26 protein-coding genes are annotated in these 23,536 nt (G+C 64.2%); 17 read left to right on the top strand and 9 right to left on the bottom strand.

Annotated features, from left to right (window positions below):
- The first annotated feature begins 168 nt into the window (after nucleotides 1-168).
- The 9 genes from ACTJKX_RS14000 (at nucleotide 169) to ACTJKX_RS13960 (ending at nucleotide 9,311) form a co-directional block, all read left to right on the top strand.
- Nucleotides 169-417 (top strand): exodeoxyribonuclease VII small subunit, encoded by a 249-nt coding sequence (locus ACTJKX_RS14000; protein WP_068284665.1) that lies wholly within the window; start codon nucleotides 169-171, stop codon nucleotides 415-417.
- A 135-nt stretch (nucleotides 418-552) separates the two neighbouring features.
- Nucleotides 553-2,472 (top strand): 1-deoxy-D-xylulose-5-phosphate synthase, encoded by a 1,920-nt coding sequence (gene dxs, locus ACTJKX_RS13995; RefSeq protein WP_440725618.1) that lies wholly within the window; start codon nucleotides 553-555, stop codon nucleotides 2,470-2,472.
- Nucleotides 2,472-3,221 (top strand): TlyA family RNA methyltransferase, encoded by a 750-nt coding sequence (locus ACTJKX_RS13990; RefSeq protein ID WP_394311909.1) that lies wholly within the window; start codon nucleotides 2,472-2,474, stop codon nucleotides 3,219-3,221. The genes dxs and ACTJKX_RS13990 overlap by 1 nt, the downstream gene beginning before the upstream one ends.
- 73 nt (nucleotides 3,222-3,294) lie before the next feature.
- Nucleotides 3,295-4,521, top strand: coding sequence for a class I SAM-dependent RNA methyltransferase (locus ACTJKX_RS13985; protein ID WP_440725617.1), 1,227 nt, complete (start codon nucleotides 3,295-3,297; stop codon nucleotides 4,519-4,521).
- 108 nt (nucleotides 4,522-4,629) lie between these two features.
- Nucleotides 4,630-5,148, top strand: a complete 519-nt coding sequence (locus ACTJKX_RS13980) for a gluconokinase (RefSeq protein ID WP_440725616.1) — start codon at nucleotides 4,630-4,632, stop codon at nucleotides 5,146-5,148.
- 217 nt (nucleotides 5,149-5,365) lie between these two features.
- Nucleotides 5,366-6,784 (top strand): FAD-binding oxidoreductase, encoded by a 1,419-nt coding sequence (locus ACTJKX_RS13975; protein WP_440725615.1) that lies wholly within the window; start codon nucleotides 5,366-5,368, stop codon nucleotides 6,782-6,784.
- Nucleotide 6,785: 1 nt separating this feature from the next.
- On the top strand, nucleotides 6,786-7,391 hold the full coding sequence (locus ACTJKX_RS13970; RefSeq protein WP_440725614.1) for an NAD(P)H-dependent oxidoreductase: 606 nt from the start codon (nucleotides 6,786-6,788) through the stop codon (nucleotides 7,389-7,391).
- Between the two features lie 14 nt (nucleotides 7,392-7,405).
- Nucleotides 7,406-8,131, top strand: a complete 726-nt coding sequence (locus ACTJKX_RS13965) for a 3-keto-5-aminohexanoate cleavage protein (protein WP_440725613.1) — start codon at nucleotides 7,406-7,408, stop codon at nucleotides 8,129-8,131.
- Nucleotides 8,132-8,255: 124 nt separating this feature from the next.
- On the top strand, nucleotides 8,256-9,311 hold the full coding sequence (locus tag ACTJKX_RS13960) for a D-alanyl-D-alanine carboxypeptidase family protein (protein WP_440725612.1): 1,056 nt from the start codon (nucleotides 8,256-8,258) through the stop codon (nucleotides 9,309-9,311).
- 11 nt (nucleotides 9,312-9,322) lie between these two features.
- On the opposite strand, the gene ACTJKX_RS13955 is transcribed toward ACTJKX_RS13960, so the two are convergent.
- Both ACTJKX_RS13955 and ACTJKX_RS13950 read right to left on the bottom strand, forming a co-directional pair.
- Nucleotides 9,323-9,652, bottom strand: a complete 330-nt coding sequence (locus tag ACTJKX_RS13955; RefSeq protein ID WP_440725611.1) for a hypothetical protein — start codon at nucleotides 9,650-9,652, stop codon at nucleotides 9,323-9,325.
- Nucleotides 9,653-9,761: 109 nt separating this feature from the next.
- Nucleotides 9,762-10,391, bottom strand: a complete 630-nt coding sequence (locus tag ACTJKX_RS13950) for an SOS response-associated peptidase (RefSeq protein WP_440725610.1) — start codon at nucleotides 10,389-10,391, stop codon at nucleotides 9,762-9,764.
- Between ACTJKX_RS13950 and ACTJKX_RS13945 the strand changes: the two genes are divergently transcribed.
- The 5 genes from ACTJKX_RS13945 to ACTJKX_RS13925 all read left to right on the top strand — a co-directional run bounded on the left by ACTJKX_RS13945 (nucleotide 10,390) and on the right by ACTJKX_RS13925 (nucleotide 12,981).
- The gene (locus ACTJKX_RS13945) at nucleotides 10,390-10,875 is read left to right on the top strand and encodes an NUDIX hydrolase (protein WP_415080660.1); all 486 of its coding nucleotides are present in this window, start codon (nucleotides 10,390-10,392) and stop codon (nucleotides 10,873-10,875) included. The genes ACTJKX_RS13950 and ACTJKX_RS13945 overlap by 2 nt on opposite strands.
- Nucleotides 10,872-11,297 (top strand): TIGR02301 family protein, encoded by a 426-nt coding sequence (locus ACTJKX_RS13940; RefSeq protein WP_440725609.1) that lies wholly within the window; start codon nucleotides 10,872-10,874, stop codon nucleotides 11,295-11,297. The genes ACTJKX_RS13945 and ACTJKX_RS13940 overlap by 4 nt, the downstream gene beginning before the upstream one ends.
- A gap of 86 nt (nucleotides 11,298-11,383) precedes the next feature.
- The gene (locus tag ACTJKX_RS13935; protein ID WP_068284643.1) at nucleotides 11,384-11,644 is read left to right on the top strand and encodes a hypothetical protein; all 261 of its coding nucleotides are present in this window, start codon (nucleotides 11,384-11,386) and stop codon (nucleotides 11,642-11,644) included.
- Nucleotides 11,645-11,753: 109 nt separating this feature from the next.
- Nucleotides 11,754-12,392 (top strand): hypothetical protein, encoded by a 639-nt coding sequence (locus ACTJKX_RS13930; RefSeq protein ID WP_440725608.1) that lies wholly within the window; start codon nucleotides 11,754-11,756, stop codon nucleotides 12,390-12,392.
- 142 nt (nucleotides 12,393-12,534) lie between these two features.
- Complete coding sequence (locus tag ACTJKX_RS13925; protein ID WP_440725607.1) at nucleotides 12,535-12,981, top strand: hypothetical protein; 447 nt, start codon at nucleotides 12,535-12,537, stop codon at nucleotides 12,979-12,981.
- Between the two features lie 50 nt (nucleotides 12,982-13,031).
- Here ACTJKX_RS13925 and ACTJKX_RS13920 read toward each other — a convergent pair whose 3' ends face one another.
- From ACTJKX_RS13920 to ACTJKX_RS13910, 3 genes are all read right to left on the bottom strand, one after another.
- Nucleotides 13,032-13,967: a histone deacetylase family protein gene (locus tag ACTJKX_RS13920; RefSeq protein ID WP_440725606.1), complete on the bottom strand. Its 936-nt coding sequence runs from the start codon at nucleotides 13,965-13,967 to the stop codon at nucleotides 13,032-13,034.
- A gap of 121 nt (nucleotides 13,968-14,088) precedes the next feature.
- Complete coding sequence (locus ACTJKX_RS13915; RefSeq protein ID WP_311942287.1) at nucleotides 14,089-14,952, bottom strand: SDR family oxidoreductase; 864 nt, start codon at nucleotides 14,950-14,952, stop codon at nucleotides 14,089-14,091.
- Between the two features lie 12 nt (nucleotides 14,953-14,964).
- Entirely contained in the window at nucleotides 14,965-16,731 is a 1,767-nt protein-coding gene (locus tag ACTJKX_RS13910) for an acyl-CoA dehydrogenase (protein ID WP_440725605.1), read from the bottom strand.
- A 107-nt stretch (nucleotides 16,732-16,838) separates the two neighbouring features.
- On the opposite strand from ACTJKX_RS13910, the gene ACTJKX_RS13905 reads away from it, so the two are divergent.
- Together ACTJKX_RS13905 and ACTJKX_RS13900 are read left to right on the top strand one after the other, a co-directional pair.
- The gene (locus tag ACTJKX_RS13905) at nucleotides 16,839-17,810 is read left to right on the top strand and encodes an L-threonylcarbamoyladenylate synthase (RefSeq protein WP_394311930.1); all 972 of its coding nucleotides are present in this window, start codon (nucleotides 16,839-16,841) and stop codon (nucleotides 17,808-17,810) included.
- 458 nt (nucleotides 17,811-18,268) lie between these two features.
- On the top strand, nucleotides 18,269-19,459 hold the full coding sequence (locus ACTJKX_RS13900) for a sulfotransferase domain-containing protein (protein WP_440725604.1): 1,191 nt from the start codon (nucleotides 18,269-18,271) through the stop codon (nucleotides 19,457-19,459).
- A 62-nt stretch (nucleotides 19,460-19,521) separates the two neighbouring features.
- On the opposite strand, the gene ald is transcribed toward ACTJKX_RS13900, so the two are convergent.
- Complete coding sequence (gene ald, locus ACTJKX_RS13895) at nucleotides 19,522-20,640, bottom strand: alanine dehydrogenase (protein ID WP_311942298.1); 1,119 nt, start codon at nucleotides 20,638-20,640, stop codon at nucleotides 19,522-19,524.
- A 160-nt stretch (nucleotides 20,641-20,800) separates the two neighbouring features.
- Between ald and ACTJKX_RS13890 the strand changes: the two genes are divergently transcribed.
- Entirely contained in the window at nucleotides 20,801-21,274 is a 474-nt protein-coding gene (locus ACTJKX_RS13890) for an Lrp/AsnC family transcriptional regulator (protein WP_068284623.1), read from the top strand.
- 15 nt (nucleotides 21,275-21,289) lie between these two features.
- Here ACTJKX_RS13890 and ribB read toward each other — a convergent pair whose 3' ends face one another.
- From ribB to ACTJKX_RS13875, 3 genes are all read right to left on the bottom strand, one after another.
- Complete coding sequence (gene ribB, locus ACTJKX_RS13885; RefSeq protein ID WP_440725603.1) at nucleotides 21,290-22,585, bottom strand: 3,4-dihydroxy-2-butanone-4-phosphate synthase; 1,296 nt, start codon at nucleotides 22,583-22,585, stop codon at nucleotides 21,290-21,292.
- Between the two features lie 80 nt (nucleotides 22,586-22,665).
- Nucleotides 22,666-23,016 carry an anti-sigma factor family protein gene (locus ACTJKX_RS13880; protein ID WP_394311934.1) on the bottom strand — a complete coding sequence of 117 codons (351 nt, stop codon included), beginning with the start codon at nucleotides 23,014-23,016 and terminating at the stop codon, nucleotides 22,666-22,668.
- The gene (locus tag ACTJKX_RS13875) at nucleotides 23,013-23,459 is read right to left on the bottom strand and encodes a sigma factor-like helix-turn-helix DNA-binding protein (protein ID WP_311942305.1); all 447 of its coding nucleotides are present in this window, start codon (nucleotides 23,457-23,459) and stop codon (nucleotides 23,013-23,015) included. The genes ACTJKX_RS13880 and ACTJKX_RS13875 overlap by 4 nt, the downstream gene beginning before the upstream one ends.
- Nucleotides 23,460-23,536 lie beyond the last annotated feature (77 nt).

Raw genomic sequence — 23,536 nt, 5'->3', positions numbered from 1 at the left:
TTTTTCTTTCAATGCAGCGAGGTTCGGGGCTATAGAGGGGAAAATCGAGAGCGTTTTGCGATTTGGCGGAATCGCCAAGAATCGCAAAGACGCGTCGAACCAAAGAGTTAGAGCAAACAAGCGTTTCCCTCTAAACGCCCTTTGCTCTAGAGATCCGACAGGTTGATAATGGCCGACAAGCCGTCCGATATCGCAACGCTCAGCTTCGAAAAGGCGCTTGCCGAGCTCGAGCAAATCGTGCGCAGCCTCGAAGGCGGCAATGTGCCGCTGGAGGAATCGATCACACTGTTCGGGCGTGGCGAGCAGCTCAAGGCTCATTGCGACAAGCTTTTGAAGGTTGCAGAGGCCAAGGTCGACAAGATCCGGCTCGATGCCGAGGGCAAGCCCGCCGGGCTCGAGCCTCTACCTGAAGCCTGACAGGCGACGGCCTGCAAGGCGCCCAGCACTCCACCAGAACGGCCGTCATCGCAAAGGCGCGTCGGAACAAAGAGTTAGAGCAAAATGATGTTTCCACTTATGCGTGCTTTGCTCTAGTCTCCCCGGGTGAACAATTTGGCAAACACTTCCGCAACCCCGCTGCTCGACACCATCCATCTGCCGGCCGATCTGCGCCGCCTGCCCGAGGACAAGCTCCAGCAGGTGGCGGACGAGCTGCGCCGGGAGACCATTGACGCCGTTTCGGTGACGGGCGGCCATCTCGGTGCCGGGCTCGGTGTGGTCGAGCTGACGGTCGCCATCCATGCCGTGTTCGATACGCCGCGCGATCGCCTGATCTGGGATGTCGGCCACCAGGCCTATCCGCACAAGATCCTCACCGGGCGGCGCGATCGCATCCGTACCCTGCGCCAGGCGGACGGCCTCAGCGGCTTTACCAAGCGTAGCGAGAGCGAATACGATCCCTTCGGCGCCGCGCATTCCTCGACCTCGATCTCGGCGGGCCTGGGTATGGCGGCGGCGCGCGATCTCGATGGCCGCAACAACAACGTGATCTGCGTGATCGGCGACGGCTCGATGTCGGCCGGCATGGCCTATGAGGCGATGAACAATGCCGGGGCGCTGGGCTCGCGCCTTGTCGTCATCCTCAACGACAACGACATGTCGATCGCCCCGCCCGTGGGGGCGATGTCGGCCTATCTGGCCCGGCTGGTTTCCGGCGGCACCTACAAGAATTTGCGCGATTTCGGCAAGATGCTGGCCAGGAAGCTGCCGAAATTCTTCTACGACAAGGCCAAGCGCACCGAGGAATATGCCCGCGGCTTCTGGACCGGCGGTACGCTGTTCGAGGAACTCGGCTTCTACTATATCGGGCCGATCGACGGGCATAATCTCGACCACCTCCTGCCGGTGCTCAAGAATGTGCGCGACCAGGCCGATGGGCCCGTGCTGATCCATGTCGTCACCCAGAAAGGCAAGGGCTATAGCCCGGCCGAGAACGCGCCCGACAAATATCATGGCGTGGTGAAGTTCGACGTCATTACCGGGGCGCAGGTGAAGGCCAAGGCCAATGCGCCCTCCTATACCCGCGTCTTTGCTGAAAGCCTGATCAAGGAAGCCCACAAGGACGACAAGGTCGTGGCGATCACCGCCGCCATGCCGTCCGGCACCGGGCTCGACTTGTTCGAGCAGGCCTTCCCGCAACGGCTTTACGATGTCGGCATCGCCGAGCAGCACGCCGTCACCTTCGCGGCGGGCCTTGCCAGCGAGGGCTACAAGCCGTTCTGTGCGATCTATTCCACCTTCCTGCAGCGCGGCTACGACCAGGTCGTCCACGACGTTGCCATCCAGAACCTGCCCGTGCGCTTCCCGATCGATCGTGCCGGTCTCGTTGGGGCCGACGGCGCCACCCACGCCGGTTCCTTCGACGTCGCCTTTCTTGGCTGCCTGCCCAACATGGTGGTGATGGCGGCCGCCGACGAAGCCGAGTTGGTGCATATGGTCGCAACCGCGGCCGCCTATGACGGCGGCCCTATCGCCTTCCGCTACCCGCGCGGCGAGGGGGTTGGCGTCGAGATGCCTGAAGTCGGCGTGCCCCTGCCGATCGGCAAGGGGCGCGTCCTGCGCGAGGGCAGCAATATTGCCCTGCTTTCCTTCGGCACGCGCCTGGCCGAGTGCCTCAAGGCCGCAGAAGATCTGGCGGCGCTCGGCCTGTCGGCGACCGTTGCGGATGCCCGGTTTGCCAAGCCGCTCGACGAGGAGTTGGTCCTCAGGCTCGCTCGCGAGCACGAGGTGCTGCTGACCATCGAGGAAGGCTCCGTGGGGGGCTTCGGCAGCTTCGTGGCCCAGTGCCTGGCCGAGGCAGGCGTTTTCGACAGCGGCCTGAAATTCCGCTCCCTGGTGCTGCCCGACATCTTCCTCGACCAGAACAAGCCGGAGGCGATGTATGCGCAGGCCGGGCTCGATGCCGCCGGCATCGTCACCAAGGTCCTGTCGGTGCTCGGGCGCGATGTCGTAACCGGCGCCAAGCGCGCCTGATGCGCAAGCGCGCGGACGTGCTGCTGGTCGAGCGCGGTCATTTCGACAGCCGCGCTAAGGCACAGGCCGCGATCTCCGCCGGCCTCGTGACGGCCGATGGCAAGCCGGTGCGCAAGGCGTCGGAGAGCCTGGCAGCAGAGGCTGTGATCGAAGCGCAGGCGGCCTTTCCCTTCGTGTCGCGCGGCGGGCTCAAGCTCGAACATGCCCTCGATATGTTTTCGGTGCCCGTAGAGGGGCGCGTCGCGCTCGACATCGGCGCCTCCACCGGCGGCTTCAGCGACGTGCTGCTGCGGCGGGGGGCGGCACGGGTTTATGCCGTCGATGTCGGTCATGATCAGCTTCACGCCAGCCTGCGCGGGAATGACAGGTTGATCTCGCTGGAAGGGCAGGATGCACGCAAGCTCGATCGCGGCCTGGTGCCCGACCCCGTCGACCTCGTCGTCGCCGACGTCAGCTTCATCTCGCTGGCGCTGGTTCTGCCGGCGGCGCTCGCATTGGCCGCGCCGAGTGCGGATCTTGCCGTTCTGGTCAAGCCGCAGTTCGAAGCGGGTCGCGAGCGGGTGGGCAAGGGCGGCGTGGTGAAGGACGAGGCCGTGCACGCCGAGGTCTGCGATCGTATCGCCGGCACCGTCTCGTCACTTGGCTGGAAGGTGCGCGGGGTCGTGCCGTCTCCCATCGAAGGCGGGGACGGCAACAAGGAGTTTCTGCTGTCTGCCCATAGGGTTAGTGTAGCCGGGCTCATAGATTGAATCAGAGGACTTGCGCGCCTGGATTGAGATTTTGATTCATCTCTTTCAGGCGTCGCTTGATGAAGTTGAGATCGTGAATCAGCACGTTGAGACATCGCTGGAACTCAAGATCGAAAGGCTGGGGCATCGCGGTGACGGCATCGCGCCGGGCCCGGTCTTCGTGCCCTATGCCTTGCCGGGTGAGACGGTCCTGGCCGAGGTGGCCGGAGAGCGGGGGCGGCTGGTCGCCCTGCAGGAACCGAGCCCGGATCGCATCGAACCCTTCTGCCGCCATTTCATGCATTGCGGCGGCTGTGCCGTCCAGCATTTGTCGGTGCCGGCGTACCAGGCCTGGAAGCGGGACCTGGTGGTCGATGCACTGAAGCAGGCCGGCATCGAAGCGCCGGTCGAGCCGCTCGTCGATGCCCATGGCCGCGGCCGGCGCCGGGCAACCCTGCATGCCCGCAAGGGCAAGGTCGGCTTCGCCGAGGCCCGTTCGCATGCCATCGTCGAACTCGACGCCTGCCCGATCCTGGTGCCGGAATTGAACCGCGGCCTGGAGGCGGTGCGGGCGCTCGAAAAGCAATTGCGCGGTCTCGGCAAGCCGCTTGACCTGGTGCTGACAGCCACGATCACCGGCCTCGACTGCGACATTCGTGGCGCCGGTCGCGTCGACGACAAGATGCGGTTGAGGCTCAGCGACCTTGCCCGGCAGTTCGACCTGGCCAGGCTTTCCAACCATGGCGACGTGGTGATCGAATGCCGGGCGCCGGTAGTGCGGTTCGGGACGGTGGAGGTTTCGCCGCCGCCGGGCGCCTTCCTGCAGGCGACGGCCGAGGCAGATGCCGCCCTTACGGCCCTGGTGCGCGGGGGCCTTGCCGGTGCCAAGCGCATTGCCGATCTCTTCTCCGGCTGCGGCACCTTCGCCTTGGCGCTGGCGGACGCCATGCATGTGCAGGCTTTCGATTCGGACAAACCGGCAATATCGGCGCTCGACCGGGCCGCTCGGCGAGCCCAGGGACTGAAGCCTGTCGGCGCTACCGTGCGCGATCTCTTTCACCGTCCCTTGCTGGCCGAGGAACTCAAGCCCTTCGATGCCGTGGTGTTCGATCCACCGCGCGCGGGCGCGGAGGCGCAGGCCAAGCGCCTTGCCGCTGCCAAGCTGCGCCGTATCGTCGGTGTCTCCTGCAACCCGACGACCTTTGCCCGCGATGCTGCACTGTTGATTGCCGGGGGCTACCGGCTCGTCAGGGTGACGCCGGTCGATCAGTTCCGCCACTCCGGCCATGTCGAACTGGTCGGCGTGTTCGAGCGAAGATAGCGTTTTGCAATTGGATGGAATCGTCAGGAGCCGCAAAATGCTCCTGGCACCCGCGAGTTGATCTAGAGAATGATCTCAACCAGACCGCATTCTGCTCCAGGAAATGTCATGACTTCAGAGCCGCCTCTTCCCACTGCCCTCATCGTCATGGGTGTTTCCGGTGCTGGAAAGAGCAGCATCGGCGAGCGGCTCGGGCTCCGGCTTGGCTGGACGTTCCGCGATGGTGATTCCTTCCACCCGCCGGCCAATGTCGCCAAGATGCATGCCGGCATCCCGTTGACGGACGAGGACCGCTGGCCCTGGCTTGCGGCCATCGCCTCCTGGATCGCCGAACTGAGAGGGGCGGGGCAACACGGCGTCGTCGCCTGCTCGGCACTCAAGCGCGGCTATCGCGATGCCCTGCGGAATGGGCATGTGGACGTCCGCTTCGTCTTTCTCGAAGGCAGCGCCGAAGTGATCGCGGCCCGATTGGCCAAGCGCAAGGACCATTTCATGCCGCCGAGTCTGCTCGCCAGCCAGTTCGCCACGCTGGAACCCCCGGGAGCCGACGAGGCGCCGATCCGTGTTTCGATCGAGGCGGAACCCGACGCGATCGTCGCCAATGCGCTTCGCCAGCTTGCCCGTTAAAGCGTTTTGCGATTTCTTGGAATCACCAAGAATCGCAAAGACGCGTTGAAACAAAGAGTTAGAGCAAAGCAGCGGTTATGCATAAACGCGCTTTGCTCTAGGATAAGGCAGGTTCAAGTATGACCGCGCCTTGCTCCGACTCCTTCATTTTGGCGCGTCTTTGCGATTCCGGTTGTGTTCGGCAGTCGCAAAACGCCGTAGCCAGGATACCCATTCCATGTCCGCCCTGCTTTCTCCTGAACTTCTTGCCCGCTTCGCTGCTCTGGTCGGCGAGCGCTATGCCATTGCCGATGCGGATGCCCAGCAGCCTTTCCTGAAGGAATGGCGCGACCGCTATCACGGCAAGACGCCGCTGGTGCTGCTGCCAGGGACGGTGGACGAGGTTGCGGCGATCCTCAAGCTGGCCGACGAGACTGATACCCCGATCGTGCCGCAGGGCGGCAATACCGGCCTGGTCGGCGGCCAGGTTCCGCATGCGGAAGGCAATGAGCTGCTGATCTCGCTCAAGCGGCTGGACAAGGTTCGTGCCGTCGACCCCGACAGCAATACCATCGATGTCGAGGCCGGAGTGACGCTGCAGCGCGTGCAGGAGGCGGCGGAGGCGGCCGGGCGTTTGTTCCCGCTCACTTTGCCCTCGGAGGGGAGCTGCACCATCGGCGGCAATATTGGTACCAATGCCGGTGGCACCGGCGTGATCGCCTATGGCAATACGCGCGATCTGGTGATGGGCCTGGAGGTCGTGCTGCCGGGCGGGCGGATCTGGCACGGCATGCGCCATCTGCGCAAGGACAACACTGGCTACGATCTGAAGAACCTCTTCATCGGCGCCGAAGGCACGCTCGGCATCGTCACCGCGGCGGTGCTGAAACTGTTTCCCAGGCCTCGCTCCGTCGGCACGGCCTTCATCGGCGTCGACAATCCGGCGGCGGCGCTGGCGCTCTTGAACGTTGCCCGGGAAAACGGCGGCGGCACCGTGACGGCTTTCGAATTGATGCCGCGCATCGGCATCGATTTCGTCATCCGCCATGTTGCCGATGCGCGCGACCCCATCGAGGGCAGCTATCCCTGGTATGTGCTGCTGGAGGTGTCAACCTCCGCGGAAGGCGGCGTGAACGAGGCGCTGGAGGCGATGCTGATGACGGCTTATGAGCGCGGTTATGCCCGCGACGCCGTGATCGCGGCCTCGCTCGACCAAGCCGCCGATTTCTGGCGCCTGCGCGAATTGCTGTCGGAAAGCCAGCGCTTCGAGGGCGGCTCGATCAAGCACGACGTCTCGGTGCCGATCCGCCTGGTTCCGGCCTTCCTCGACAAGGCCATCGCGGCCGTGGAGGCCTTCATTCCGGGTGCTCGTCCCTTGCCCTTCGGCCATCTCGGCGACGGCAATATCCACTTCAACATTTCCCAGCCGGTGGGCGGCGACAAGCAGGCTTTCCTGGATAAGTGGGAAAAGGCCAACGAGATCGTCCACGCCATCGTCGCCGAGTTTCGTGGTTCCATCTCGGCCGAGCACGGCATCGGCCAAGCCAAGCGCAAGCTGCTGCCCGGGGTCAAGGATCCGGTAGAGCTCGAGATGATGCGCGCCATCAAGGCGACGCTCGATCCCAAGGGCATCATGAATCCCGGCAAGGTGCTCTGACATGCGGGCGATGGTCGTCATCGGCCATCCCGCGCCGGCGAGCTTCAACCATGCCTTGGCCGAGGCGGTGCGACGGACCTGGCTGGAAGCTGGCTGCGACGTTGCCTATCACGACCTGACCGCCGAGGGCTTCGATCCGCTGCTGACCGCCGACGAGGCTCGCGGCCGCCCGAGCGAGGATGCCCTGGTGCGGGCCCACATCGCCGAGCTGCAGTCCTGCGATCTCATGGCGGTCATCCATCCCAATTGCTGGGGCGCGCCGCCCGCGATCATGAAGGGCTGGATCGATCGGGTCTTCGCGCCGGGCGCCGCCTACGGTTTTGCCAAGGGGGACGATCGGGGCGACGTGCCGCAGGGGCTCCTGCGGGCGCGCGCTGCGCTGGTGCTCAACACCGGCAATACGCCTCTGGAGCGCGAGCAGGCCGATTTCGGCGATCCGCTCGATCGCATGTGGCGGGAGGGCATTTTGCGCTATTGTGGCGTCCACCATGTACGGCGTGCGCTCTATGGCGTGGTCGCCACCAGCACCGCGGCCGAGCGGGCCGGCTGGCTCACGGATGCGAAGGCCTTGGCGCTGCAGGTGCGGGATCTCGCCGCGGAGACGTGATCAGGGAGAGGACGATGCTGCAAGCTTGCCTGAACGGCAGCAGGAGCCGCGATTTCCACCCGGCATTGCCCTGTACGCCGGACGAATTGGCGCGCGATGCCAAGGCAGCCATCGAGGCCGGAGCCGAGGAACTGCATGTCCATCCCCGGGGGCGGAATGGCGAGCAGAGCCTGGAGCCGGCCGATATCGCCGCGGCCTTGCAGGCTATCCGCATGAGCGTGCCGGACGTGCCGGTCGGCATCTCGACCCTATGGACCATTCCGCCGGTCGGCCGGGCGCGTCAGGCGCCGATGCGCGAATGGCGGGTGCTGCCGGATTATGTTTCGGTCAATCTCGGCGAGGAGGACGCGCCGGAGATCATGGCATTGATGATCCAGCGCCGCATCGGCATCGAAGCGGGCCTGGCCACGGTCGCCGACGCCTTGCGCCTGGTGGCGCTGCCTTCCGCGGAGCGCTGCCTGCGCGTGCTCGTGGAGATCGAGGAACAGGAAGCGGCGGCAGGATTGCATGTCGCCCACGAGATCCTCGCTGTCCTCAGCCACGCCAATCTCGGCCTGCCGGTCCAGCTGCACGGCAGCGACCTGACCCAATGGCCGATGCATGACGAAGCCGTCCGCCGGGGTCTCGACCGCCGCATCGGCCTCGAGGATGGCGCTGATCTGCCCGATGGGAGCAGGGCCGCCGACAATGCCGAACTGCTGCGCACCGCGGTGGTGCTCGCGGCGCGGGCGGGTGGCTGACCGCCGGGCGGTTCGTTCCAGCGCCGATCGGCCGTTGTGCATGTCGCAAAAAGGTCGGAAGCGAACGTCATAGAAACGCTTGATTGATTGGGCTGCTTCGGCGGCCGAAAGGGATACGGATAGAATGTTTTGGAAGAGTCTTGGATGCCTGGCGCTGGTTTTGGCGCTTCACGGCCCTGCGCGCGCGTCAGATGCGACGCCCATTCTCGTCGTCGATGTCGCGAATGATCAGGTGCTCCATGCCGAGGAGGCAGGGCGTCCCTGGTTTCCAGCCTCGACAACCAAGTTGATGACGGCCTTCGTCACCTTCGAGGCCATTCGCGCCGGGCGTGTGTCGCTGGAGACGCCGGTGGTGCTTTCCAAACATGCTGCGAGCCAGAAGTTCCTCGACTCGGGGCTGCATGTCGGCAGCACCATGACCATGGAGGACGCTCTTTTCGCCATGATTTCGGGCTCCACCAACGATGTCGCCATGGCCATCGCCGAAACGGTTGCCGGCTCGGAGGAGGCCTTCGTCAAGTCGATGAATGACGCCGCCAGGCGATTGGGAATGACAGGAAGCCGATTTGTGAACCCGAACGGATTGTTCGACCGCCGGCAGAAGTCGACGGCGCGCGACATGGCGCTGCTGGGCATCGCCATTGACAGGCAGTTCCCGCAATATCGTCGCTTCTTCGAGACATCGGCTGTCGTCATCGACGGAAAGACCGTGGAATCGCACAACGAGTTGCTGACCCGTTTTGACGGCGCCAGAGGCCTGAAGACGGGCTATCTCTGCGCGTCGGGCAACAATGTGGTCGCTCTTGCCGAAAGAGGCGGGAGGCAGGTCATGGTGGTCGTGATGGGCGCGACGACCGAGCGCGAACGCAACGAACGGGCGGCGATGTATCTGACCCAGGCGTTTACCGGCGAGCTTTCGCCCGACAACACCACGCTCTCCGCCCTTGCCAACGACACCAAGCGCAGCCCCCCGGACATGCGGGTAAAGCAATGCGGCGAGCAAACGCGGGACTATGAGCGAATGCGCGATGCAGCTTATCCCATGGGGCTGCCTGGGCAGACCAGCTATCTCGCGCAGGCCGAAGCCGCCAAGAAGGTACGCCAGATCACGACTTGGCTGACCCCCAGCCCCGCCAAGCCCGAAAAGACCTCGACCTCCGCCAAGCCGAAGCGCGGATGATGCGGCGAGGTTCAATCCTCGCCGCCATCGGCAGGCCGCGTCACGCAGCCGCGCTGGCGGTGCACGCCGCTGCCGCTTGCGTCGGGAGCCTCGATGCTGGCGCCGACGCTGCGTGAGCAATAGGTCGACCCTCGCTCATCGGCGCTGTAGGTCGCGCTGCCAACCCCAACGCCTGCACTGCAGCTGGTGAGGGCTGCTGCGGCCGTAAGCGCGAGGGTTGCGGATAGAGCAAAGCGCGATTTTCTCGAATCGCTCTTTTTCTCTAACTTATTGTTTTGACGCGTTTTCTTAATCGAAAAGTCTATCAACTTTTCTGGAAAACGCTTTAGGGTCTTCATCATCGTCTTTCCTTTGGGAATTGAATCTCGTCGAACAGGAAAACGTTCTCTCTCACAAGATTTCGCTAAGAATTTGAACACGCGCCATATTCGGCTTCGGCATGGCGAGGGGTCAAAGACCGTGCCTCAGATCCGGTGCATCCGGCGCCAGTTCGAGCCTATCGGCGGCCGGCGGCCGCAGCAGGGCGGCTGCTTCTCCAGGCTTGGTCAGCGGATCGAGCCAGAAGGCCATGGCGTCGGGCTCGATCAGCACCGGACTGCGGTCGCCGAGCGCCGCCAGCGTGCCGCTGGCATCGGTGGTGAGAAGGCCGACCGTGTCGATCTCGCTGCCGTCATGACCCGACCAGGTCTCCCAGATGGCGGCCAAGGCCATGAGGCCGCCGCCGGGCCGGCGCAGCAAATAGGGCCGTTTCGTGCGCCCCTGCTTTTGCCATTGGTAGAAACCGTCCGCCGGTATCAGGCACCGACGCCGCGCAAAGGCGTTGCGGAAGGAAGGCTTCTCCTGCACCGTCTCCGAGCGGATGTTGATCAGCAGCGGATAGCCGGCCGTGTCCTTGATGAAGGCCGGGATGAAGCCCCATCGCATGAGGGTGAAGTGCCGGGCCGAGAAGTCGGCATGCACGACGGCAACAGGCTGGCTCGGTGCGATATTGGTACGCGGCGGGAAATCCGGCTCCTCGACATAGCCGAACCAGTCCCGCACCTCTCGTGGCGAATGGGTGAGCGCAAAACGGCCGGTCATGACCTCGAAAGGGGTTGCGGGGCAAGGCGCCGCCGCCAATAGTGGCGCCATGACGGAAGCGCCGCGATCCTATCCCGCCAGACCGATTCTTGCAGCCAGCATTGCTCTCTTCCGCGATGGCAGGGTGTTGCTGGGCGAGCGGGCGCGAGCACCGGGCCAGGGTTTGTTCTCGCTGCCGGGTGGTGTGGTGGAACTGGGTGAAAACCTGGAAGCGGCGGTAAGGCGGGAAGTCCATGAGGAGACCGGGCTGGAGATCGAGATCGCTGGCTTCGTCCGCCATCACGAGGTGATCGCCCGTGATGAAGCGGGGATCGTGCAACGCCATTTCGTGGTCGCGGTCTTCGTGGGGCGTTCGGAGCAGGGGGAGCCGCGGCTCAGCGAGGAAACCTTGAGCTTTCGCTGGGCCGATGCCGTCACCCTCGACGGCCTGCCGCTGACCGACGGACTGGCTGATATCGTTGCCGCTGCCAGGAGGATGCTGTGAGCGGCCGCCAGGTCCTGCCAGCCGCCTTGCTGGCATTCGGAACGATCGTGGCAGCGGCCTACGCTCAGACGCCGCCGCCCAAGCCGGTGCAGCCACCGGCGGCGCCAACGGCTCCGCAGATCGCCCCCTATGAGCCGCAATTGCTGCGGCTCGCCGAACTGATGGGAGCCTTGCACTACCTGCGCGGCCTGTGCGGCTTTGCGGATGCGCCGGCCTGGCGGGACAAGATGAACGCGCTGGCCGAGGCACAGGGCTTCGACGAGGCCGCCAAGGCACGCTTCGCCGGTGCCTTCAATCGCGGCTATCGCAGTTTCAGCGAGAGCTATCGCAGCTGCAACGAAGCTGCCGGGACGGTGATCCGTCTCTATCTCGATGAGAGCGGCAGCATCATCAAGGCACTGGAAGCGCGTTACGGCCGTTAACGATTAATTTGGAAGTGTCTATTCCTGGGACACCAGCATGCTATGGTCCGGTTCGCCCGCAGCCATCGCTGCGGCAGGATTTTGTCATGTATGATCGCGTTACCCATCTGAAACAGCAATTCGCCGCAGACGATGCCCGGCGGGCAGCGCTCGACTATCTGCTGCAGGCCTGGGAAGAGGCCATTCTTGATGGCATCGACGGCGATTGCGTGGCCAATGCGGCTCTTTTTGCGGCCTTCAAGGAATTGGTCGCGACCTATGGCGAGGAACCCGTCGCCCGCTTTGCCGAGCGCCTGCCTGAGCGGGTGCGCAATGGCGAGTTCACGGTCAAGGGAACCCATCAATAGAATGTGACGGACGGCAGGCGTCCGGGAAGGCTCGCATTCGGACGCGGCTGTGGCTAGGCTGGCGCCGAGCGAATACCGTGATTCGCCTGATCCCGGATTGATGCCGCCCATGCGCCTGATAACCCTTGCCGCTCTCGCAGCCACCCTGTTCGGCGCCGTGCCGTCGCAGGCGGCCAACGATACGACCAAGAATGCGCCGGGCTCGTCACCGCCCGTCAGCACCCAGACCCCCACGGTGACGGTCACCACGCCCGCAAATGATGACAGCGCAGCCTCCCAGGCCACGCCCCAGGTCTTCTATGGTGACGCCGACCTGCCGGCACCGGTGAAGGAACTGCGGCAGAAACTGCTGACGGCGATCAAGACGGGCGAACTTGAATCACTGCGCCCGATCTTTGCCGCCAATGGCGGCAATCCGGATCTGCCCGGTGGCGAGAGCGACGATCCGATCGCGACGCTGAAGCTTCTGGCCGGCGATCCGAAGGGCCGGGAGATCCTCGCCATCATGGACGACGTGCTCGAGGCGGGCTATGTCCATGTCGATGTCGGCACGCCGCAGGAGGCCTATGTCTGGCCCTATTTCGCGCGCTATCCCCTCAACAAGCTGACCGGCCCGCAGATGGTCGAGCTGTTTCGCCTGATCACGGCCGGCGATTTCCAGGACATGCAGGACAAGGGCGTCTATTCCTTCTATCGCCTCGGCATCAGCCCGCAGGGCAAGTGGCAGTTCTTCGAGGACGGGGATTGATATCCCCCACAACATCATGTTGCCACCGGTAAGAAGAACGCGGATCGCAGCTTTTGCGACTGCAATGGCGGCGATGGCTGTGTGGGCACCGACGGCCCTTGCTGGTGCCGGCAATAGCTGCCACGGCAGGATACCAGACGAAGTGACGTTTCGCGTCAAACGCGACCCGGTCGATAAAGCCTACCCTTTCAGCCCTTATGTCCATCTGCAAGATCCGGACAAGAGCATTGCCGGCATGGAGGATGCGGAGCAGATCGTTCTGCCTTGCCGGAATATCATCGTGATCGCCGACTATCCGTTGCGCTCGGCATTCAGCTTTCCCTTAAAGTCGGCCGATGATGCAGGCTTTACGCGTGCCGAACTCGCAAGGCAGATCGGCGCCATCTACCAGCATATCTATGCCGAGGAAGAAAAGACGACGCGTCAACCGATCATTCCGCCGGATCAGCGCCAGGGACTGGCCAATCGCAACGGCACAGACGGTACTTACGGCATTTGGGGACACGATCTCGGCGATCTCGATCTCAGCGCGGTGACACCGGAGCTGCGCGATGGCGTCGTCTATGTCCAGCTGGAAATCGATTCGTAATCCCGTGTCGGTGGTAGGCCGCAGCGATTTCGTCAGATCGCCTACAAGGCTCAAGCCTGCATCAAGGTGGCGACATGCACGGCGCTGGAGCGGGCGAGGGCGGTCAGATCATAGCCGCCTTCGAGCACGGAGACGATGCGCCCGCCTGCGGTCCTAGCTGCGAGATCGATCAGCACCGAGGTCGCCCAGGCGTAATCCTCCTCGACGAAATTGAGCCCGCCAAGCGGATCGCGCTCATGGGCATCGAAACCGGCTGAAATCAGGATGAGATCCGGCGCGAAGTCCTGCAGGCGCGGCAGGATTACGTTCTGCATGGCCTCGCGGAATTCGCTGCCGCCCTGGCCGGGCCTGAGCGGGGCATTGACGATGGTGCCGGCCTCGCCGGTTTCGCTGGGCGCGCCCGTGCCCGGATAGAGCGGCATCTGGTGGGTGGAGGCATAAAGCACGCTGGGGTCGTTCCAGAAGATCGCCTGGGTGCCGTTGCCGTGATGCACGTCGAAATCCACGATCGCCACTCGCTCAGCGTCATGCGCCTTCTGGGCGTGGCGGGCGGCGATCGCGACATTGTTGAAGAGGCAAAAGCCCATTGCCCGTTGCGGCTCGGCATGGTGGCCGGGCGGGCGCGAGGCGCTGAAGGCGTTCTTGGCCTTGCCGGTCATGACATGGTCGACCGCCAGCGTCGCACCGCCGGCGCCGCGCAGCGCTGCCTCGAAGCTGCCCGACGACATCGAGGTGTCGCCGTCGAGCTGCACCAAGCCCTCATCGTCATGCGGGCTCAGGCGCTGCAAGGTTTCGACATAGGCGCGCGGATGGCAGGCCTCGATCATGTCGATCGAGGCCTCCGGCGCCTGGACGCGCTCCAGCCCGTCAAACAGGGGAGTAGCCAGCACGGCTTCCACCGCCAGGATGCGGTCGACCCGCTCGGGATGCCCTCGCGGCGTCTCGTGGCGGGCATAGGCCGGGTGCGTGACCAACAGCGTCGTCATGCCGGATATCTCCCTGCGACCTATGGCGTCTTGCGATGTGCCGACATCGGCAAGAACCACAAGGACGCGTCGAAATGAAGGACTAGAGCAAACAGGCGTTTCCGTCTAAACGCGCTTTGCTCTAGTGCATGGCCTCCCCGATTACCACGCCGGGGGGCGGTACGGAATCGTCGGGCACGAAGAAGTCGGGCGCCAGGGTTTCGCCCGGGACCGCGCGATAGGCTTCGAAATCGGTGACGCCCTCGCCATAGAGAAAGGTATCGTCGATCAGGAAGTTGCCGGTGAAGCTGACCGGCTTGTGGAAGATGCGATAGGCGGCGTCAGCCAGGATGTCTGGCTTGCGCGAGCGGCGCATCAGGGCGTCGCCGCCGAGGATGTTCTTGATCGCGGCAGTGGCGATGGTGGTGCGGGGCCACAAGGCGTTGACGCCGATACGCCCGCGCGTCTCGCCGGCAAGGCCGAGCACCACCAGGCTCATGCCGTATTTGGCGATGGAATAGGCGGTATGGGGCGCGAACCACTTCTCCTTCATGTCGAGAGGCGGTGACAGCATCAGGATATGCGGCTGCTCGGCCTTTTCGAGATAGGGTAGGGCCGTCTTCGAGACCAGGAAGGTGCCCCGCGCGTTGATCTGGTTCATCAGATCGTAGCGCTTCATGTCGGTATCGGCGGCCTTGGTCATCTGGATGGCCGAGGCGTTGTTGACCACGATGTCGATGCCGCCGAACTGCGCCGCCGTCTTGGCGAAGGCGTCCTTGACACTGTCCTCGTCACGCACGTCCACCACCAGCGGCAGGGCCTTGCCGCCCGCCTTTTCGATCTCTTCGGCGGCCGTATAGATGGTACCTTCGAGCTTGGGGTGGGGGGTTTCGGTCTTGGCCGCAATGGCGATGTTGGCGCCATCCCTGGCTGCCTTCAAGGCGATGGCGAGCCCGATGCCACGCGAGGCGCCAGTGATGAACAGGGTTTTGTTGGCAAGCGACATTCAGGAGTCCTGTCAGAGAACGGTTTCGAGTCCGGCGGCAACGTAGCCGCTAACCGCGCTTTCTGCGAGCCCCTCGGCCTGCGGCGAAATCTGCGTGGCATAGAAATGTGCGGTGTCGATGCGCAGGCGGTTGGCGGGCTCGTGGGGATCGATGGCGGCGGCGGCCAGCGCTTCCTTCACCACCACGGCGCCGCCGGCGGCGATGGCGAAGACGCGCAGATAGGGCGTGGCGCCGGCCAGGACGTCTTCGGGCCGCTCGCGGGGCGCCAGCATATAGGCCGTGGCGCGCTCCAGGGCATCGACGGAGCGCCCTAACGAGGGCGCGAGCGCGGCGAAGCGCTCGCTGGCCGCGACGGCCGCGATGGTTTCCCGTAGTTCGGCGATGAACGCCCTGACAACGTCCCCGCCTTCGAGCGGTAGCTTGCGGGTAACGAGGTCGATCGCCTGGATGCCGTTAGTGCCCTCATAGATCGCGGCGATGCGGGCATCGCGGAAATGCTGGGCGGCGCCGGTTTCCTCAATATAACCCATGCCGCCATGGATCTGGACGCCGAGCGAGGCGACTTCGTTGCCGATATCGGTGGAGAAAGCCTTGGCCACAGGGGTGAGCAGGGCCGCGCGGTTGGCAGCTTGTCTGCGCCTGTCGACATCCGTCTCGTGATGGGAGCGATCGATTGCTGCGGCAAGCAGGTAGGAGATGCCGCGGGCTGCCACTGTCTTCGCCCGCATCTCCAGCAGCATGCGCCTTATATCGGGATGTTCGATGATCGGGCTCATGCCGCCATTCTGCCAGAGCGGGCTCTTGCCCTGGCGGCGCTCGCGCGCATAGGCGAGCGCCTGCTGATAGGCCCGCTCGGCAATGGCGACCCCCTGCAGACCGACGGCGAGGCGGGCATTGTTCATCATGGTGAACATGCAGGCCAGGCCCTTATGCTCCTCGCCGACCAGATAGCCGATGGCGCCGCCCTCGTCGCCGAACACCATCACGCAGGTCGGCGAGCCATGGATGCCGAGCTTGTGCTCGAGGCCGGAGCAGAAGGCATCGTTGCGCCGGCCCGGATTGCCCTCGGCATCGGGCAGATATTTCGGCACCAGGAACAGCGAGATGCCGCGCGTGCCCGCCGGCGCGTCGGGAAGGCGGGCAAGTACCAGATGCACGATGTTGGGCGTCAGGTCGTGGTCGCCATAGGTGATGAAGATCTTCTGCCCGAAGATGCGGTAGCTGCCGTCGTCCCGCCGTTCGGCTCGGCTGCGCAGGGCGGCGAGGTCGGAGCCGGCCTGCGGCTCGGTCAGGTTCATCGTGCCCGTCCACTCGCCGCTGACCAGCTTGGCGAGATAGGTTTCGCGCAATTCCGGCGTGGCATGGGCGGCGAGCGCCTCGACCGCGCCCATGGTGAGCACAGGCCCGATGCCGAAGGCCATCGAGGCCGAGTTCCACATTTCCAGGCAAGCGGCATTGAGCAGCAGGGGCAGGCCCTGGCCCCCGAATTCGACCGGCCCCGCCAGGCCGTTCCAGCCGCCGCCGCTCCAGTCGGCATAGGCCTCGCGCCAACCGGGAGCGGTCACCACGCCCTGCTGCTCGAGCCGGGCGCCGACCCGGTCGCCCTCGCGATTGAGCGGAGCAATGCGATCGGTCGCGAAATGGCCGGCTTCCTCCAGGATGGTATCGACGAGATCCGGCGTTGCCTCGGGGAACAGCCCCTCGCTCTGCAGCGCATCGACATCAGCGACGTGACGAAGCGAGAAGGCAATGTCGGCGACAGGCGCTTGATAGGTCATTGTTGGTTCTTGAACTCCATTGCGCGCCTTCGACCTTGACGGAATGCGTGGCTACGGGCAATGGCGCATCACGCATCGATCAACAAAAGAGCGGACGGCGAGCCCGGATGACACATCGAAACACTCTGCATCTCGGGGCGGACCCATCTTCCCTGGCGACGGCGGGACGCATCCTGGTGGAGGGGGGGCTGGTCTCCTTTCCCACCGAAACGGTCTATGGCCTGGGCGCCGATGCCACCAATGGCCGGGCGGTCGCAGGCATCTACGAGGCCAAGGGCCGTCCGCGCTTCAATCCGTTGATCGCCCATCTCGCTTCTTTCGAGCTCGCCCGTGGCCAGGGCGTCTTCTCGCCGGCGGCCGAGCGCCTGGCGTTGGCGTTCTGGCCGGGACCATTGACTCTGGTGGTGCCGAAGGCGCCGACCTGTACGGTCAGCGAGATCGCCACCGCGGGGCTCGACAGCGTGGCCCTGCGGGTACCCGACCACCCCGTGGCCCATGCCGTGCTCGGGGCGGTCGGCCGTCCCGTCGCCGCACCCTCGGCCAATCGCTCCGGCCATGTCAGCGCCACCACGGCCGCCCATGTCGCCGCCGATCTCGATGGCCGCATCGATGCCATCGTGGATGGCGGCGCCACCCAGGTCGGCGTCGAATCGACCATCCTGTCGTGCCTCGGCGATCGCGTGGCGATGCTGCGTCCCGGCGGCCTGTCGCGGGACATGATCGAGGACGTGCTCGGCTTTGCGCTCGCCGAGGGGCCGGAGGGCGCCGGCGACGAGCCGGTGGCGCCTGGCATGCTGGCGTCCCACTATGCGCCTCGGGCTCATGTCAGGCTCGATGCCGAGGAAGCCGGACCGGACGAGGCCTGGCTCGGCTTTGGCCCGGGTGGGGATGGGCGGGCTCGCATCGCTGCCAATCTCAGTCCTAGCGGCGATCTGACCGAGGCCGCCGCCAATCTGTTCGGCATGCTGCGCCTGCTCGACCGGGCCGACATTCATGCCATAGCCGTCGCTCCCATTCCCGGCGACGGACTGGGAGAAGCCATACGCGACAGGCTCGCTCGCGCTGCCGCCGAACGATAGGGCAACTGGCCGGCGACTCGCCCGGCTGAACGGGTGGTGCTGACGTCACCAGGATGGAGGTGTCGTGACACCGTGTCGTGTCGCCGATTAAGTGGCTCCGTCCTTCGCGGTCTTGCTTCCTGGTCGCCGCAGGTGAAGGGTGCAGTCCTCGAGGAATAAATTTTTGTTGATCGGATAAGTGCGGATTAGGCAGTTGGTGTCAGGCGCCGACAGCGAATTCAGCATATCCCCACATCTTGGTTCGACCTTCGTGGCTTTTGGCTCGACGTGATCCATCCAGGTTCATTTTTGTAATGATTCCAGAATGATAGATATTGCGGTGTTTTCGGGGGCGGTCAGTAAGACGTGTAACCGTTGAATGGTTTGCCGAGCCTGGAACTTTGGACGAGAGCCGGCGTTCTCTTATCGCCCGTCTGCCGAATGCTGGCCTCAGTGGAAAAACAGAGACTAACCGTAGGTTGAACCAGCCGGGAAAGTATGTTTCCTGTGGTATGACGCTGGGTAGTTGCTGGGGGGCGCTGAGTAGCAAAGACAATTACCCGATCATGGAGATCAATTGTTCGAGCGAAGGAGACGCGATGTCGCACCATGTTCTTGTGGCCTGCATGCCGAAATCGGCTTCGACATTCATAAGCAGCGCCATAGCAAACGCGGTGAACCTTAATTCAATCAATTTGATTCCAAGTTACGGACGCCGCGAGCAGGAACTTTGTGAAATCTGCCTGGCCCAAAACGCCAAGCTCGACTATGTCGCGCAGCACCACATCAAGCATAGCACCTGGACCGAGGAACTGTGCAGCGACTACGATGTCTCGATCATCGTCCTGATCCGCAGCCTTTTCGATGTCGTAGTCAGCATCCGGGACCATGTGCATCGCGAGAGCCCGGTCAATCCCTTCTTCTATCTCGACAAGCAGCATTTGAGCCGGGACCGAGCCGAGCTCGAGCACATGATCGCCATGCTGGCGATGCCCTGGTATATCAATTTCTACATGGGATGGCGCAGCTCGAAGGCCGCGCGGATCTTCATGTATGAGGATTTCATTGCCGATCCGGACAAGGCGATAGGCGAGATGCTGACGTTTGCCGGTGTCCCGGCAACTACGGCGCAAATTGCCGCCGGCCTGGAGGCTGCGAAATCCAAGGGCAGCCGCATCAATGTCGGCAAGGCCGGTCGCGGCATGGACCTCAAGCCGGAGACGGTCATGATGATCATGGACATGATGGCGGCCTATCCTGAAATTCAGGATGACCCCTATGTCCAGATGATGAAGACACAGGCTGCGCGTATCCTTGCCGCGGGGAACGACCAGGTTGCCGCGCCGTCACCGCTTCCGGCTGCCGCCGGGGCGACACTCCGTCCTTCCTTTGCGATGCGGGCGAGGCGCTATTTCAGGCGCAAGATGAGGCTGCTGGGCAAAAGACGAAACCCGCTCATAGCGGCGGGATTGCTGGCCATCGCCGGTCTTTATTACGCTTTCCTGTACAATCTGATTCCGAATTCGCTGATGGGCGGGCGCATCGATGATCTCATCGTGCCGGCCGCCTGTGTTTTCGTCGCTGCCAAGCTCTTGACGAGGACCAAGGTCAGGCCGGTTCCGGTGCCATTCAGGGCAACCGATGCGGCAGCCTCGGTGTCATCGCACTGATCTTGGCCCGGGAAGGTCGCGCCCGGGCGCATCCCTGCCGATGCCCCCGGTCGCCGTCACGGTCAGGCCTGCAGAAGGCTTTCTGCGCTGACATAAGCCAGATTATGCGCTTCCGCGACCGGGTGGCAGGTGATCTTGCCATCCACGACGTTGAGGCCGTTGCGCAGATGCGCGTCGTCGCGCAGCGCTTGCTTCCAGCCCTTGTCCGCCAACGCCACTGCGAAGGGCAGGGTGACGTTGTTGAGCGCGAAGGTCGAGGTGCGCGCCACCGCGCCCGGCATGTTGGCGACGCAGTAATGCACTACGCCATCCACCACATAGGTCGGGTTTGAATGGGTGGTTGCCTTCGAGGTCTCGATGCAGCCACCCTGGTCGATCGCCACGTCGACGATCACTGCGCCAGGCTTCATGCTGCGCACCATGTCGCGGCTGACGAGCTTGGGAGCCGCCGCGCCGGGAACCAGTACCGTGCCGATCAGGAGGTCCGCCCGCTTCACCAGTTCCTCGATGGCCGAGCGGGTCGAGAACACGGTGGAGATCGACGTGCCGAACTGGGCGGCAAGCCGCTTGAGAGCCTCGGCCGAGCGGTCGACCACGGTGACTTTCGCCCCCATGCCGACGGCAATCGTCGCCGCATGCGTGCCCGAGACGCCGCCGCCGAGAATGACGACCTCGGCTGCCGGAACGCCGGGAACACCGCCCAGCAGGATGCCGCGCCCGCCCTGGGCTTTCTCCAGGCTGTGGGCGCCGACCTGCGGTGCCAGGCGACCGGCGACTTCCGACATCGGCGTCAGCAGGGGCAGGGCGCCGGTGGCCGAGGTCACGGTCTCATAGGCAATGCAGACGGCGCCGGAGGCGACGAGGTCATGCGTCTGCTCCGCATCGGGTGCCAGGTGGAGATAGGTGAACAGGATCTGGCCCTGGCGCAGCTTCCGGCGCTCGACCGCCAGCGGTTCCTTCACCTTGACGATCATCTCCGCCTTGGCGAAGAGGATGTCGGGGTTGTCGACGATCTCGGCACCGGCGCCGATATAATCGGCATCCGAGAGGCCGGCGCCGACGCCGGCATTGGTTTCCACCCAGACCTTGTGCCCGTGATGCACCAGTTCCGCAACGGAAGATGGGATCAGGCCGACGCGAAATTCATTGTCCTTGATTTCCTTGGGGACGCCGATCAGCATTGTTTTCGCCTTGTATGGTGATGAAGCCAGCCCTTGTCGTCGGGCTTTAGGCTAGAAAGGCATGTTGGCGCGGAAATCGCGCAATTTCTCGCGGAAAAGTCTGGTGTTCAGGGCGTTCTGTCGCATAGTATGCGACAAATTGATCCAATGATCGCTGTTTATGCCAAGATCCGAGATCTCGCTCGATATCCGCGACCGTGCCATTCTCAGGCTGTTGCAAGCCGATGGGCGCCTGACCAATGTCGACTTGGCAGAGAAGGTCAATTTGTCGCCCTCTGCCTGCTTGAGAAGGGTCAAGCTTCTTGAAGAGCGCGGACTGATCTCGCGCTATGTCATGCTGCTCGATGAGAAGGAAGCTGGCCTGCCGGGGGTGGCCTTCGTGCTCGTCACGCTGGACCAGCAGGGACGCGGTGCGCTCGATGCCTTCGAGGCGGCGATCCAGCGCCATCCCGAAGTGACGGAATGCTGCCTCTTGGCCGGTGCCGCCGACTATATGGTGCGGGTCGCCTATGCCGACGCCGCCGATTTCGAGCGCATCCACACCGAGATCCTGACCCAGCTTCCCGGTGTGGTGCGCGTGCAATCGACACTGGCTTTGCGCAGCGTCAAGAAGACGACTGCGCTGCCGGTGTGAAGAGAGGGGCGGTCTTCAGACCGTCTCCGTGCCCTTGATCTCGATGCCGAAGCCCGAGAGGCCGATATAGGTGCGCGGCTTGGTCGAGAGCAGCTTGATCGACGAGACATCGAGGTCGCGCAGGATCTGGGCGCCGAGCCCGACCTCGCGCCACTGCTCGTTGCGCGCGGCTTCCGAGCCGTGGTCCGAGCCGTGCGTCACCATGGGGACGCCCGCAGTACCGTCGCGCAGATAGACGATCACGCCCCGGCCTGCTTCCTTGAACTTGGTGAGGGAGCTGCCGAGCGTCTTGGCGCCGCCGAACACATCCGTCACCACGTCGGCACGGTGCAGGCGGGTCGGTACGTTCTCGCCGTCACCGATCTTGCCATAGACGAAAGCGAGTTGCTGCACCTCGTCATAGGGCGTCGTGTAGGCGTAGGCGGTGAGCGGTCCGATCTCGCTTTCCACGGTGAAGGTCGCCACCCGCTCGACCAGCTTTTCGCGGGCCTGGCGGAAGGCGATGAGATCGGCGATCGAGACCACGTGCAGGCCATGGGTTTCGGCGAAGGCCGCGACTTCGGGGCCACGCTTGACGGTGCCGTCATCATTGGCGAGTTCGCAGATCGCGGCGACCTGGGGCAGGCCGGCGAGCTTGCACAGGTCGGTGGCTGCTTCGGTGTGGCCGGAGCGCATCAGCACGCCGCCTTCCTTGGAGATCAGCGGGAAGATGTGGCCGGGGCGCACGAAATCCGTGGCGCCCATATTGGGATTGGCGAGCGCCCGCACCGTGTTGGCGCGCTGTTCGGCCGAGATGCCGGTGGTCAGGCCGTGCTTGACGTCGACAGTGACGGTGAAGGCCGTGCCGAGCGGGGCATCGTTCTGCGACACCATGGGATCGAGGCGCAGGCGCTTGGCCTCTTCCAGCGTCAAGGGGGCGCAGACGATGCCGCAGCAATGGCGGATGATGAAGGCCATCTTCTCGGTGGTGAGATGACTCGCGGCGATGATCAGGTCGCCTTCGTTCTCGCGGTCGTCGTCGTCGACCACCACCACGATCTCGCCACGGGCAAAGGCCTCGATGGCGGCCTGAATCTTCTGATGGGACACGACAGTCTCCTTGAAGGTGTCTCGAACCGGGGCAAGGCCCAGAAAATCATTGGGAGTGACGCTGCCGCCGGTTGCTTCGGCAATGCGCGCGGCGGTCTCGCGGGAAATCCACGCCGTCTCGTCATTGCACAGGGCGGTGATGCTCGCAGGCGACAGCGCCACCGTCTTGGCGAAGGCGCTGCGGGGGGTGGCGGTCTGTTTGAGCCAGGCGTCGAGTTTCATGGTGCCAAGGTAGGCACGACGAATTTTAATTTCAACCGAAATGTAGAATGAATTTCAGTATTACTGAAAAATCAAAATTATCAGATCCCGATCAAGGCCCGCAAGGTCGGCGTGGCGAGGTCGAGAGCCAGGCCGACGGCGACTCCGGCTGCGAAAATGCCGACATAGGTCCAAAGCGTGCTGTCACGATGCCAGGCAACCGGCTTGTCGTGACGCAGTTTCAGCATCATCGAAAGGGGCAGGGGCTCCCGCGCGATGGGGGCGAGGGCGGCGTGCAGGGCTTCGCTCTGGCGCTGCCAGGTGGCGGCACGCTCGCTGCCCTGGGGATCGGTTTCCAGCGCTTCGCGCGTTTCGCGCTCGACCCGCGCGGAGAGCCGGCCATCGACCAGGGCGTTGAAGATCCGGTCGGGAATGCGGGTCGGTTCGGTCATTTCACGATCCGCAGCACGGCATGGCGCTGGCCGTCCACCTGGCGCGAAAAGGCCTCGCGAGCCCGGGTGAGGCGGGCGATGAAGGCTTCTTCGCGCACCGCCAGCACGGCCGCCGCCGTCTCATAATCCAGGCCTTCGATGATGATCAGCGCCAGGACCTCGCGATCGGTCAGGGGCAGGCGGTCGAAGGCGCGCAGGATGTCGGGATGGCTGGAGCAGCCGGCCTTCATCGGCGGCCGCTGTGCCTTGAGCTGGTTTTCCCGGTCGTCGAGGTCGCGGCGGCGGGCGATCAGCGCCGTGAGCAGGCGGGGATAGTCGAGACGCTTGCCTTCATGCGCGGACAGGATCTCCAGGACCAGTGCATCCGCCCCATCGGAATCATGGCTGAGCGCCCGGGCAAAGCGCCTCAGGCGCTGGACGACGGCTTCTATCTGCTGGCCCATCGGTCGATCCTCCGGCCGCCCCCCGGCTGGCCGCTTCTCCCTGCGGATTGAGCCGGAAATTCGCGCTGGGCGCACCT

This window comes from Labrys sp. 22185 (assembly GCF_052045555.1).
In the GTDB taxonomy this organism is placed as follows: domain Bacteria; phylum Pseudomonadota; class Alphaproteobacteria; order Rhizobiales; family Labraceae; genus Labrys; species Labrys neptuniae.
The sequence above is the reverse complement of the archived record's forward strand: the minus strand, read 5'-3'. Positions and strand labels throughout refer to the sequence as shown.